We start from the raw sequence: 12,700 nt of genomic DNA, 5'->3' as shown, positions 1-12,700 counted from the left end.
AGTAGCGGCATGTGATCCCCTATGGATGCGTTGGTGTGGTCGCCAGCTGTACTCGGCACTGGGCCGGTTGCCCGAAGGATCGGCCGGTGCCTGTGGATCGAGGTCGGTCGAGGCGGGCTATGGAGCGGAGACGGTCGGAGCCTCACGTGCGGTGGTAACGGTGATGGACCGTGTGGCGGCGATGGCGGTGGCTTCGCGCACGGCCAAGAGAGCGTGTCCCCTGTCGGCGCGTTGGGCCTCCGAGATGGCTCCGCCTCCGACGGGCAAAGGTGAGGTGATGTGGTACCGATCGCGGTAGGCGCTGATCGTGACGGCGGCTGCTAGCCACTGCTCGCGAGCCTCGCTGGCGGCCGGAGGTGGGCCGAGCCGTCGCAGCCATGGCGCTTTGGCCTGGATGGCTTGTTCGGTCAGGGTGCGGGCGCGGTGCTCGATGTTCTGCTTGCGTTCGGCGATGGCGCGGCAGTCCTCTTCCTCCATCGGGCCGAGGGGTTCAGGGATCAGGCCGGCGATGAGTCTCGGCTTCTGGCCGCGAGCGTGCCGGGGCGGGACGGCACCGGCCTTGTCGACGCGGTAGCGCAGCACTGCGGCGATGTCGCCGGCGTCCTCGAGACCGTGCTGGGCGACGACATGCCGGGTGAGGTGTGCGAGGTCGTGATGGTGGGCCTCGGCCCTGCGCAGCGCCGCGGTGAGGGGTCCGAAGGCGGGTGAACCGATGACAGCCTGGTGCTGCTCCGGAGTGAGTCCCGAGCGGTGGAGGAGGTCGACGAACCGGTCGTGCTGGGCGGTGGCGGCGATGGTCTCCAGCTCAGCGGCTTGCCGTGCGATCGAGGTGTAGGTGTCGTACTCGGCCTCGATGGTCTGGTGCGCAGACAGATCGTCGCCGGTGTGGTGGAGGACGCCGTAGAGCACGGTGCGGGCGGTGACGTCGTCGGGTTCGGGGGTGGTGTGGGCATCGTCGGGGTGGTCGAGGGCGACGTAGGCGATGTTGGACTCCCGGCCCCGGGTCATGGACACGTAGAGGTTCTCTCGGGTCGTCGTCGCGATGACCACGACGTGGGCGGTGTCGACGGTGATGCCCTGGGCGCGGTGGGCGGTGACGGCATAGCCCAGGTCGAGATGGTCGCGAACATATCCGGGGTCCAGGACCGCGCTCCCCCTCCGGCGGGGTTCGAGTCGCTGGACGACGATTGAGTCGTCTTGGCGGATGTCGGTGATGCGCCACCGGTCGCCGTTCTTGACCCATCCCCCACGGTTGGTCAGCAGGGTTCGGTCGTTGCGGCGGGTGATGACAAGGTCGCCGACCGTGGCACGGACACCATCGGCGAGGAACACCTCACGGCCGTCAACGGCGCCGTCTACCAGGAGTCGCTCGGCCCGTGCTCGTTCGTTGAGGGCGCGGACGGCGTGGGCGGACTCGGTGACGAGAATGCTTTCGTTCCCTGCGGCTTGGTCGGTGCGCCAGGCTTGGTAGGCGGCATCCAGCATCTCCTCCGTGTTTCCTTCACGGATCCGGTCTTCGCGGGCGTAGGTCGAGATCACCTCGACCTCACCGCGGCGGAGGCGGAGGGATGCGTCCTTCTCCCACGGGTGGGTGAAGCGGTGGATCTCGATTAGCTCGGGGGCGTCGGGGCGCCGGTCGACGAGCAGGGCGAACGCTCCCCCGGCATCGACCGACTGCAGCTGATAGGCGTCTCCGACGAGGAGGACCTTCGCTCCCGCCTCCGCGGCGAGCGCCGTGATCCGGTCGAGGGTGGTGGTCCCGGCCAAAGTGGCCTCATCGACGATGACAAGTTGACCGGCCCGGAAGACGGCGTGGCCCTGGTTGTGGTCGTGAAGCCACTTGGCGGTGTTGTCACAACCGATGCCGAGATCATCGGCCAGGGCCTGGGCCGCAGCCGCCGACGGCGCGAGCCCGACGACGCTTCCCGGACCGTGCTCGCCGGTCCACGCGGCGCGAAGACCCCGCATCGCGGTCGTCTTCCCAGCACCCGCGGGACCGACCAGCAGATCGACCTGACGGCCCGAGGTCGCGATGCTCTCCAGCGCAGCACTCTGTTCACGGCTCAGTCTCGGACCACCCCGGGCTGGCTCACCATGAGCGATCCGCGCGAGCGGGCTCGCGCTGAGGCGTGGGGCGGTTCGGTCTTCGGCGCGGTCCAGTAGTCGTGCCTCGGCCTCGATCACCGCAGTCGAGGAGAACTTGCTCCCGTGCCGCGGACGGAATACCGAGGTCCCGTCGGGTCGCCGCAACGCCGCCGGACTGGTCGCAAGCTCGGGCGGCGTCAACACCACCGACCGGCGCTCGGCCGCATCGACGATCAGGCCGATCACCGCCTCCCGATCCACTGGGGTGGCGAAGCGGAGGTCCATGGTCTGGCGGGAGGCCTCCGCCATCAGGTTCCAGTGCGTCCAGACCGACCGCTTCTCGCTGACCTGCGCGAGCACGGCCGCGCCGACCGCCTCGACGAACCGCAGGGAGACGTCCCCGGCGTGGAGGGGTGCCGCGCCGGCGTCGGCCACCGCGGTGGCCGCCCAGCGGGTGGGGTCGGTGCCGAGCCTCTGGCGGGCGCGCTGCCTCCATTCGGCGGTGAGGTCGGCCAGCGAACGGATCTGTTTGGGTGGCCGGGTGGCGAGGGTGGCTTGGGCGCGGAGCTCGACGATCTTCTTCTCCGAAGGCCGCCGACCATGCGCGGCGAGGTAGGCGTCGATGAGCCGGTCCTTCTCGGCGTCGATCTCGCGGCTGCGACTGGAGAACTCCCCGATCAGCTCCTCGCTCACCCCGGTGATCTCCCACTGCGGATTCCGATCGGCGCCTCGTTGACGCTGCTCCCAGGCGATGCCGAGGTCGCGGGTGAGCCGGTCGGCCAGCAGAGCGTTGTAGTGCGCCGACAGCGCGGTCCGCGAAGCGTGGAGTGGGCGGCCGTCCAGGCTGCGCCAGCGCCCGTCCAGCAGCGTCTGCACCTTGTTCGACACGACCACGTGCGTATGAAGCTGCGGATCGCCGGCGCGGGAGTCGTAGTGGTCGTAGGCGACCGCGGCGATCCCGGCGACGTCGACCTGCGCGACCGCCCCGTCCCCGGCGGCCACACCGGCGCGGGTGGCGGCGACCTCGCGCTCGAGGAAGTCCAGCACGTCGGCCACCGCGGCATGGTGGGCGGCGACGATCCGCTCCTGCGTCGCCGCGTCCGCGACGCCCCACAGCACCGAGACCGACTTCGGCACACTGAAGGTCAAGTCGTAGCCCGCCACCGCGTGCCGGGGACCGCGGGCGGTCTCCTCGGCCTCGATCCGAGCGGTCTCGGCCGCACAGTCCTCGGCCGTCATCTCCGCGTCGAGGCCGTCGACGCGTTCCTTGATCCGGGCCCTGAGCGAGGTGTACTCCGGGTAGGCGCGACCCAGCTGCTCCCCCGTGACCGGGTCGCGCCCCATCCCGATCAACAACGCCAGCTGCTCCTCGGTGACCGGCATCCCCGGCTGCAGCGCGCCGCCGCCGAGAGCTTGGACACCCGACCCCGCCCACCGCCCCGGCGGGGTCCCGACCTCGGCGTAGTAGCGCGTCAACGGTGTCGACAGCGCCCGGTTGCCGTCCCCCGCCGCGACACTGCGCAGCAGATACCGATAGCCGCTCCCGGCCGACATCCGACGCAACGACACCGTCACGGACGCATCACCTCCACAGACGTGTAGGTGCGCCACCTTCTCCACAGGCGTCGACCGTTCGCTCGTGCGCTCCGGCAAGGGCCGTCCACTTTAAGTTGACAAGAACACGCCATGGTCCCCCTCGATCTGCACAGCGTGTGAAGAGACGAAGAAGGCGGGGGCGCAAGAGCGACGCCGGTGAAGCGGACGAGGTAGAGCCAGCGGTGGGGCGGCAGTGGGGTGCCGGGAGGTGGCCGGGCACGGGGTGGGAGACAGCGAGTGCGGCCGGGTTGCGAGGGAGCCATCTGGGCCGGGCGGGGCGCGACGCCGCCGTCCGCGCCGTCGCGCGCGAACCGAACCCCCGATCAACGCGCCGGGCGGGCGCTCACCACGAGCGCCCTGTGCCAGCACTGCCCGCGCCCGATCGACCCCTCGACATCTGCCTTCACACCGGGTTGGTCGGCGTTGTCGCCGGGTGTCCACGGTTGTCCACGGGTGTCGACGACACCGCAAATCTCCTTCTTGACGTACTGATAATTGAGGCGCACCTTATGGATGTGCCGATGTCCCGCGCCTTGATCATGGCCGCGACCGCCGCGTCGATCAGTGCCCCGATTTCAGGGTTCCTGACGGTGAGCGGTGCCGAATGCCGTACGGCCGCCGTGAAGCTGAGCGGCGGTGCGGGCCCCGCACAACCGGGTCGCTACGGTGCCGGGGAGTCCCCGGCACCGTGCCCACGGGCGGATACCGCCGTGCCGAGCGCCCCGGCGCCGTGAGGGTGAGCGGTGCTGAGGGCCCCGCAGCATCGGAGAAGTGCCGCTGACCGGTCCCGGGAACTCCCCGGAACGGTGCGGTCCCGGCGACTAGCCGGGACCGTGAACTGCCCACTAGGTGCCTACGGCTCGTCGAGAGATCGCGGATGCTGACGTCCCTCGGCCGCCGGCCCCAAGTCGACCACCCCGGTGACCCTCGACATTGAACGCGCCGCAACGGCGCCACTGCCAAAGTCAGGCCACATGGTCGTCCTCGTCCGCATCGACGACGTCGAGGAGTGCCTGCACGTCTGCGGTGTCGGGCCGAGCCAGCAGCGTCCCGTCCGGATCGACCTCTCGCAGCGTCCGTTCGAGGACGTCGGCCGCCGCGAACTCGATCGTGCGATCGGGCTCGATGTAATGGCCCTCGGTGACGACGGTGGAGGTGTGGCCGAGGTGCGTGGCGGCGGCGTCGACGCCGAGGCCACGCGCGAGCACCGTGGCGCCGGTTCGGCGATACCACCGTGGGGTGATGCCGGAGTCCTGCAACTCGGCCAGAGCCAGGAACTCGCGGAACGTGCGTCGGACATTGTTTTGGCTGAGCGGTCCGCCGGTGCGGTTGTGGAAGATCGTCCTCTCGGATTGGTCGGGCGTCATCGTCTTGAGTCGCGCGCGAATGACGGCCGCCGCGAAGCGAGGCACGGGGAGGGTCCGGACCGAGGCATCGGTCTTGGGCCATTCCTGCCGGAACCAGCCCTTCCCGGTCTGGTAGACCACCGTGCCTCGGACGTGGACGACCATGCCGCGGGTTCCGTCGGCGCGTGGGCGGTGCTCGATGTCGACTGGGCGCAGGCCGAGGACCTCGCCGGGCCGCATCGAGGTGCCGAGCAGGACCTCGATGATGTCGCGCACCTTGTTGTCCGGTTTGGGGCCCATGACCTCAGGGCCGGTGCGCCATTCGGCAGCGGCAGCACGGATCTTCATGACCTGCTCCAGGGTCATCGCCTGCGGCGTGCCCTTGGGCTTGCGCAGCGGCGAGGTCCCCTCCACCGGGTTACGGCCGATCGCGTCGTGACGCAGGGCGAACCCGAACAGCAGGTTGAGCAGGGTGCGGGTGTGCTTGGCCCGGGAGTAGGAGATCGCGGCCTGCCCCTTGATGAAGACCTCGACTCGCCCGGTGGTGATCTCACCGAGGGTGTAGTGCTCGAAGAACGGGCGCACGTGCATGCGCAGGTCGTCGCGGTAGTTCTCCTTCGTGCTTTCGGAGATCTCCCGAAGCTCTAGGTCGGCGAGCCACAGCTCCTCCAGGTCACTGAACGGACTCGAGAGTCTCAAGAGGCCGTCCGAGCCGTACCCCGGCCGGACCTTCAAGCGCTCCTTGAGCAGCGCCGACGCAGCGTGCCGCGAGGAGTGCGTGGCCTGCACCTTGCGGAGCCGGCCGTCGATGTCGCGGTAGCGGGTCTCTGCGACGTAGCGTCGCCCGCGACGGCTGATGTTGATCGACCCGAAGGTCCCGATCGCGGTGCGGGGCCGGCCGCTCATCGCGCACCGTCTCGTGGGTGTCGCTCGAGGTCTGCTTGCTCGAGCCGCTCCAGCCACGCCTGAATCTCGGAGCGCCGGAACCGAAGATGCCGGCCGATCCGGAACCCGGCCGGTCCACGCCCCTGGCTGCGCAGGTCGTACAGCGTCTGGCAGGTCACCTGAAGCTCAGCCGCGAGCTCCTTCAGCGAGAGAGCGGGCTCGAAGGCACCGTGCACCACGACGGCACCGGTCGAGGTGCTGCCGCTCGGCGTGTGGGTCGACGTGCCGGCTGAGATGCGGATTGTCTCAGGCTCGTCAGAAGGTCGGTTGATCTGCTCCATGTGGGCAAGGTGTGCGAAGCGAGCCGAGGCACTCCGAAGAGCGCAGAGCCGACTCCTCGCGCGAGCGCGCGCCACCGTATAAGTGCCGAATAAATGCCGACAGGCCATGTCTTTCTCCTCTTATGAGGATTCAGAACATGGCCCTGACCTGGTCTTTTGGGTGGAGCTGAGGGGACTCGAACCCCTGACCCTCTGCATGCCATGCAGATGCGCTACCAGCTGCGCCACAGCCCCGTGGTGTTGTCCCGGTTTGATCAGCCCCGGGCAACGACGAGAACATTAGCGGACGGCCGAGATGATCACGAAATCGGGGTCACACGGTTGTAGGCCACCAGTCGCGCAGGCAACCCGGCGGTGAAGGTGAGCTCGGCCCAGCCGCAGTTGTGCATGCCCCACAGCGAGTCGACGGCCTGCCGGTCCGACCAGCCCAGCAGGGCTCCGACGCCGAGCTTGATCGCGGCGCCGTGTGCCACGGCGATCGAACAGGCACCGTCGTCGGTGGCGTCCAACAGCTCGCGCAGTGCCTCGACGAACCGGCTCCGCACGTCAGCAGCGCGCTCGGCGTCAGGCACCTCGTCGTAGCGCCCGATCCGGAAGGCGGCGTACGCCTGCGGGTCGGCCGCCTCGAACTCGGCGTGGGTGAGGCCTTCGCGCTCGCCGAACCCCCACTCGCGCAGGCGGGCGTCGGGCAGCGGCGTCAGACCGCACGCCTCCCCGACGTACGACGCCGTCGTGGCCGCTCGCGAGAGGTCACTGCACCACAGCGCCGCGGGGCGGTACGCCGCCAGGCTCGGTGCGACCGCGCGGGCCTGAGCGTGCCCGGTGTCGTCGAGCGCGACGTCCGTGGTGCCCTGCACCCGGCCGATCCGGTTCCACTCCGTCTGGCCGTGCCGGACGAGGACCAGCCGCTTCACCGCTCGTGCGAGACGACGTCGGCGGGCAGGGCGATGGTGGGGCAGTCGCGCCACAGCCGCTCGAGCGCGTAGAACTGCCGCTCCTCCTCGTGCTGGACGTGCACGACGATGTCGCCGTAGTCGATGAGCACCCACCGCCCGTCCCGCTCCCCCTCGCGGCGGATCGGCTTCGCGCCGAGCTGGCGCAGCTTCTCCTCGACCTCGTCGACGATGGCGCGCACCTGGCGGTCGTTGGAGGCCGACGCCAGCAGGAAGGCGTCGGTGATCGCCAGCTGCTCGCTCACGTCGAAGGCGATGATCTGCTGGGCCAGCTTGTCGGACGCCGCTCGTGCGGCGGCGGTGACGAGCTCGAGCGCGTGGTCGGTGGCGGTCACGGTGCGACCTTCTCGGGGCAAACCTTCATGGAGTGACTTCCGGCTGGTTCGGATAGAGCGCGTGCTTGCCGATGTACTGGACGACCCCGTCAGGGACGAGATACCAGATCGGTTCCCCGCGGCGGTGCCGTTCACGACAGTCGGTGGAGGAGATCGCCAGCGCGGGGATCTCCAGCGTCGTGACCCGGTCGGCCGGGATCTGGTCGAACACCGCCGTGTCCATGGTGTAGCCGGGCCGCGTGACCCCGATGAACTGCGCCATCTCGAAGAGCTGACCGGCGTCACGCCACGTGAAGATCTCGGTCAGCGCGTCGGCACCGGTGATGAAGAACAGCTCGTCGTCGGGGTGGGCCGCCTTGATGTCGCGCAGCGTGTCGACCGTGTAGGTCGCTCCCCCGCGCTCGATGTCGACCCGACTGACCGTGAAGCGCGGGTTGGCCGCCGTGGCGATCACCGTCATCAGGTAGCGGTGCTCGGCGGGCGAGACGTCACGATGGGACTTCTGCCAGGGCGCCCCGGTCGGCACGAAGATGACCTCGTCGAGGTCGAAGACACCCTGCACCTCCGAGGCTGCGACGAGGTGGCCGTGGTGGATCGGGTCGAAGGTGCCGCCCATCACGCCGACGCGGCGTCGGCCCGGGTGCTCAGCCATCCGTCGCGCGGTTGCTCAGGAGTGCTCGCGGCCGCCGGCGAAGGCGAGCAGAATGCCCAGGAGGGCGAGCAGGATGACGATCGCCACCGCACCGACGACCCAGTGGTTGATCTTCTCGGAGTGGCCGCCGGCCTCGGCGGCGCGCAGCACCAGGGTGTTGACCATGGCGCACACCCTACCGGGGGGCGCGCATCGTCCCGCGTGTGGGCTGGCCGCTGCTCAGCGGATGTGGCCGTCGCCGGTGACGACGAACTTCGTCGAGGTCAGCTCGGGCAGACCCATCGGGCCGCGTGCATGCAGCTTCTGCGTGCTGATGCCGATCTCGGCACCGAAGCCGAACTCACCGCCGTCGGTGAACCGCGTCGATGCGTTCACCATCACCGCTGCCGCATCGACGGCGGCGGTGAACCGGCGCGCCGCGGCGAGGCTCTCGGTCACGATCGCCTCGGTGTGGCCGCTCGACCACCGGCGGATGTGGGCGATCGCGGCCTCGAGGTCGGGAACGACGGCCGCGGCGATGTTGAGGGAGAGATACTCCGTCGCCCAGTCCTCATCCGTCGCCTCGAGCACGCCGTCGTAGGCACCGAAGGCGTCGTCGCCGTGGACCGTGACGGACTCCGCCTGCAGCGCCTTCACCACCCGGGGCAGGAACTCGTCGGCCACCGCCGCGTGCACGAGCAGCGACTCCGCGCTGTTGCAGACGCTCGTGCGCGACGTCTTGGCGTTGAGCACGATCGCGAGCGCCTTGTCGAGATCGGCCGCTGCGTCGACGTAGACGTGGACGTTGCCGACGCCGGTCTCGATGACCGGCACGGTCGACTCCTCGACGACGCTTCGGATGAGACCGGCCCCGCCGCGTGGGATGAGGACGTCGACCAGGCCGCGGGCGCGCATCAGGGCCCTGACGGAGTCGTGGCTCTCGCCAGGCACCAGCTGGACGGCGTCGGCCGGCAACCCCGCCGAGGCGACGGCGTCACGGAGCACCCCGCCGATCGCGGCATTCGACGACCGTGCGCTCGAGGAGCCCCGCAGCAGCGCCGCGTTGCCCGACTTCAGGCAGAGGCCGGCGGCGTCCGCGGTGACGTTGGGTCGCGCCTCGTAGATCATGCCGACCACGCCGAAAGGGACCCGCACCTGCCGCAGCTCCAGCCCGTTGGCGAGTGTCGAGCCTCGCACGACCTCACCGACGGGGTCCGGCAGTGAGGCGACGTCCCGCAGCCCCTGCGCCATGCCGGCGAGCCGCTCGTCGGTGAGCCGCAGCCGGTCCACGATGTTGGCGGGCGTGCCGGCCTCCTCGGCGCGGGCGACGTCCTCGCCGTTGCCCTCGAGGACCTCCGCCGAGCGCGCGAGCAGCGCGTCCGACATCGCGACGAGGGCAGCATCCTTCTCCGCCCGCGTCGCGAGCGCGAGGTCATAGCTCGCCTCGCGCGCTCGCAGCGCAACGGCGCGGACATGGGACTCGGCGTCGCCAGGCGTGGTGTCGCTCATGAGGTCAAGCGTAGGTCCTGCCGGCCCGGAGCCGACGGTCGTGTCAGGGGCGTGGACCGTACGTCGGCTGGATGCCGGCGCGGTGCGTCGCCCGGCCGCTCCAGAGCTTGTTGAATTGCGTGAAGTAGGCCCGGTAGTAGGAGGGGTCGGTGAACTGGACGACGACCTCCTCGTTGGCGAACGAGATGCCGCTCCAGTTCTCCGAGCCCGTCCACACCGACATCGTCGGCCGCTTGTTGTAGGAGCCGCTGACCAACATCGCCTTGAAGTGGGCGTAGAACCGCGGACCCCACCCCTTGAGGCCGTCCTCCTCCGCAGGGTTGCGAATCGCGAACTCCCAGTCCCCCATCCGGATCGGGACCCCGGCGCGCCGCATGATCCCGATCGCCTGAGGACTGAAGACGCTCCCGATGACGCGCACGTCGCATCCGGAGCGCTTCGTGCGCGCGACGGCGTTGGCGATCTGGTTCCCCCGGGCCCCGAAGAGGGCGTACTCCATCACACGCACGACCGTGTGCCCCTGCCGGTTGCCATAGCCGGCCTGGGTGCGGCAGCCCACGGCGTTCAGGCGCCGCACGACCGGATCCTGGGCAGCAGCCCGCGCGACCGGGGCTGGGGCTGCGGCGCCCGAGGTGCGCTGAAGCCACATGCTGTAGGGGCTCTGCACCGACGGCTGTGACGCGTAGACGACGCGCGAGCCCACCTGTCGCTGGATCTTCATCTGGTTGAAGAAGCCGAGCCAGGCGTCGAAGATCTTCGGGTCGTAGGCGATCGCCCAGGAGTCGTTCCACTGGCGGTTGACCGCCTTCGACGTCAGGTTGCCGGAGCTGCCGATGATCAGGTCACGCGTGCCGCCGGTGCGCGTGAAGCTGTACATCTTGATGTGCTGGTTGCCCCCGTCGCCGGGCTTGCGGCAGCGGCCCGGGCAGACGACGACGAAGTTGGCACGGTGCGGGTTGCGGCCGAGCGTCCGCTGCAGCGAGTAGACCAGCTTGGACGCCGTGTGCTTGTTGATGATGATCTGCACGCGGACCCCACGCCGGCGCGCCGCACGCAGGGCGGCCGCCACCTCCGAGCGGTCGAAGGAGTACGTCGCCATCCGGATCGTCTCACCCCGGGGCGTATGCCGGATCGCCTGCAGGATCCGGTTGACGATCGCCCGCGACCCTCGGCGTCCCGGTTCGTTGAAGATCGGCCGCAGCGTCGGGCGCCAGCCAGGCAGCGGCGCCAGCAACGGCGAGGGCGTCGCCGCTTGCGCCGCAGCCACCGGCGTCCCCACTGAGGTCCCCACGACCCCGACCGTCGACGCCGCGAGTGTCCCCGACAGCGCCATCACTCCAGCGACGACGAAGCGCCGCACCCTGCCCCCCATGTCCATGCCCTGTCTCGTGTCGAGGTGATCGATTCGCGGCCTACGGCGCCTTCAGCGGCTGGATGCCCATCCGATGGGTTCCTCGGCCGTTCCACAAGGAGTTCCACTGGTCGACGTAGGCGCGGTAGACCGAGTTGTCGTTGATGGTGAGGACGACCTCCTCGTTGGCGAAGGAGAGGTTGTCCCAGTTCTCCGAACCGGTCCACACGCTGCGCGTCGGCCTACCGCCGACCCTGCCGTTGACGGCCATGAACTTGAGGTGGGCGTAGAACCGCGGGCCCCACCCCGAGATGCCGTCCTCCTCGGCCGCCACGCGGTGCGCGAACTCCCAGTCGGCGCTGCGCAGCGGGATGCCCGCCTTCTGCATCATCTTGTACGTCGTGCCGCCGGGCACGCTCATGATGATCTTGATGTCGCAGCCCTGCTTCTTCTTGCGCACCAAGGCCTTGGCGAGCGCCTCGCCGCGGGTCTTGAACATGCCGTACATCGCGATCCGGATGACGGAGTGGCCGTTGATGCCATAGCCCGCGGGGGCGTTGCACGAGATCTGCTGGATGCGCCGCCACGCCGGGTCGGCGGTGGCACGGTAGCGGGCCGTGCTCACCTGCGACGTCGCGACCTGGTTGCCCTGAGCCGCGAGCGAGCGCTGGAAGGTGTAGTTGTAGCCCTTGGTGGTGGTCGTATAGCTCAGTCGGCGTGCCGTCGTGCGGCGTTGGTGCGCCATCTGGCTGAACATGGAGCCCCACGTGTCGTAGAGCCGCTTGTCGTTGGCGATCGCGTAGCTGTCGTTCCACTGGCGGTAGACGCCCTTGGAGGTGAGGTTGCCGGACCCGGTGATGACCAGGTATTGAGCGCCACCCGTGCGGCTGAACGTGTAGACCTTGGCGTGCATGTTGCCGCCGTCGCCCTTCTGGCGGCAGCGGCCACTGCAGGCGACGACGAAGTTGCGCTTGTTGGGGTTGTGGCCCAGCCGCTTCTGCAGGCCCGCCACGGCGCCTGACATCACGGCCTTGTTGACGATCACCTGCACGGCGACGCCACGGCCACGCGCCCGGCGCAGGGCGCCGATGATGTCAGCGCGGTCGAAGGAGTACACCGCGATGCGGATGACCCCTCCCCGCGGCGTGTGGTTGATGGCCTGGATGATGCGAGTGACGATCGCCTTCTGCTGGGCGGACTTGCCGAGCGGATCGTTGAAGACCGGCCCGAGCTGCGGACGCCAGCCGGGGAGCCACGCGACGCAGTTCGCCGGCAGCTTGCCGCCCTGGGGGGCGCATGCGTCGACGGCGGCCGAGGCCCGCGCGGCCGGGCTGCTTCCCGAGACCTCCACGGCTTGCGGCACCACGGCCATCAGCACCGCGAGGAGGACTCCTCCGGCGATCGCGATCGGCGAACGTCTCACGGCTGCTGCACCCCATCTTCCGTCACGCCCGCACCCCGGGCACAGCTCCAGCATTCTGCCTGCAGGACGGTGGTCGGCGGCTCGCCGAGTCCCGAGTCAGGCACCAACAGTCACACGAGACCCCCCAGCCCGTCAAAGCAAAGAACACCTCATAGGCGGGCAGGCTCAGACGGACCGAGCCCCAGGCCGGCGATCGGCCTGGGGCTCGTGAGGGTTCCGCCCACGACGGGGCCGGCGTCTCAGCC

At 69.6% G+C, this 12,700-nt stretch carries 10 protein-coding genes and 1 tRNA gene; all 11 read right to left on the bottom strand.

Annotated elements, in window-relative coordinates; genetic code table 11:
- Nucleotides 1-117: 117 nt before the first annotated feature.
- A complete protein-coding gene (mobF, locus tag ACYQ1K_RS26485) occupies nucleotides 118-3,660 on the bottom strand; it encodes a MobF family relaxase (RefSeq protein ID WP_459986587.1) in 3,543 nt (1,180 codons plus the stop codon).
- Between the two features lie 986 nt (nucleotides 3,661-4,646).
- Nucleotides 4,647-5,933, bottom strand: a complete 1,287-nt coding sequence (locus ACYQ1K_RS26480) for a site-specific integrase (RefSeq protein ID WP_459986585.1) — start codon at nucleotides 5,931-5,933, stop codon at nucleotides 4,647-4,649.
- Nucleotides 5,930-6,253, bottom strand: coding sequence for a helix-turn-helix transcriptional regulator (locus ACYQ1K_RS26475; protein WP_459986584.1), 324 nt, complete (start codon nucleotides 6,251-6,253; stop codon nucleotides 5,930-5,932). Before ACYQ1K_RS26475 ends, ACYQ1K_RS26480 begins: the two co-directional genes overlap by 4 nt.
- A 161-nt stretch (nucleotides 6,254-6,414) precedes the next feature.
- A tRNA-Ala gene (locus ACYQ1K_RS26470) sits at nucleotides 6,415-6,487 on the bottom strand.
- Between the two features lie 65 nt (nucleotides 6,488-6,552).
- Nucleotides 6,553-7,167, bottom strand: a complete 615-nt coding sequence (locus tag ACYQ1K_RS26465) for a histidine phosphatase family protein (protein ID WP_459986582.1) — start codon at nucleotides 7,165-7,167, stop codon at nucleotides 6,553-6,555.
- Nucleotides 7,164-7,541, bottom strand: coding sequence for a ribosome silencing factor (gene rsfS, locus ACYQ1K_RS26460; RefSeq protein WP_459986580.1), 378 nt, complete (start codon nucleotides 7,539-7,541; stop codon nucleotides 7,164-7,166). The genes ACYQ1K_RS26465 and rsfS overlap by 4 nt, the downstream gene beginning before the upstream one ends.
- A gap of 25 nt (nucleotides 7,542-7,566) precedes the next feature.
- The gene (gene nadD / locus ACYQ1K_RS26455; RefSeq protein WP_459986578.1) at nucleotides 7,567-8,193 is read right to left on the bottom strand and encodes a nicotinate-nucleotide adenylyltransferase; all 627 of its coding nucleotides are present in this window, start codon (nucleotides 8,191-8,193) and stop codon (nucleotides 7,567-7,569) included.
- A gap of 15 nt (nucleotides 8,194-8,208) precedes the next feature.
- Complete coding sequence (locus tag ACYQ1K_RS26450) at nucleotides 8,209-8,358, bottom strand: hypothetical protein (protein WP_459986577.1); 150 nt, start codon at nucleotides 8,356-8,358, stop codon at nucleotides 8,209-8,211.
- A gap of 54 nt (nucleotides 8,359-8,412) precedes the next feature.
- Entirely contained in the window at nucleotides 8,413-9,681 is a 1,269-nt protein-coding gene (locus tag ACYQ1K_RS26445; protein ID WP_459986576.1) for a glutamate-5-semialdehyde dehydrogenase, read from the bottom strand.
- A 43-nt stretch (nucleotides 9,682-9,724) separates the two neighbouring features.
- Nucleotides 9,725-11,059, bottom strand: a complete 1,335-nt coding sequence (locus ACYQ1K_RS26440) for a phospholipase D-like domain-containing protein (RefSeq protein ID WP_459986575.1) — start codon at nucleotides 11,057-11,059, stop codon at nucleotides 9,725-9,727.
- Between the two features lie 34 nt (nucleotides 11,060-11,093).
- Nucleotides 11,094-12,455, bottom strand: coding sequence for a phospholipase D-like domain-containing protein (locus ACYQ1K_RS26435; RefSeq protein ID WP_459986574.1), 1,362 nt, complete (start codon nucleotides 12,453-12,455; stop codon nucleotides 11,094-11,096).
- Nucleotides 12,456-12,700 lie beyond the last annotated feature (245 nt).

This window comes from Nocardioides sp. AN3, from assembly GCF_054653495.1.
This window is presented reverse-complemented; position numbering and strand designations above follow the sequence as displayed.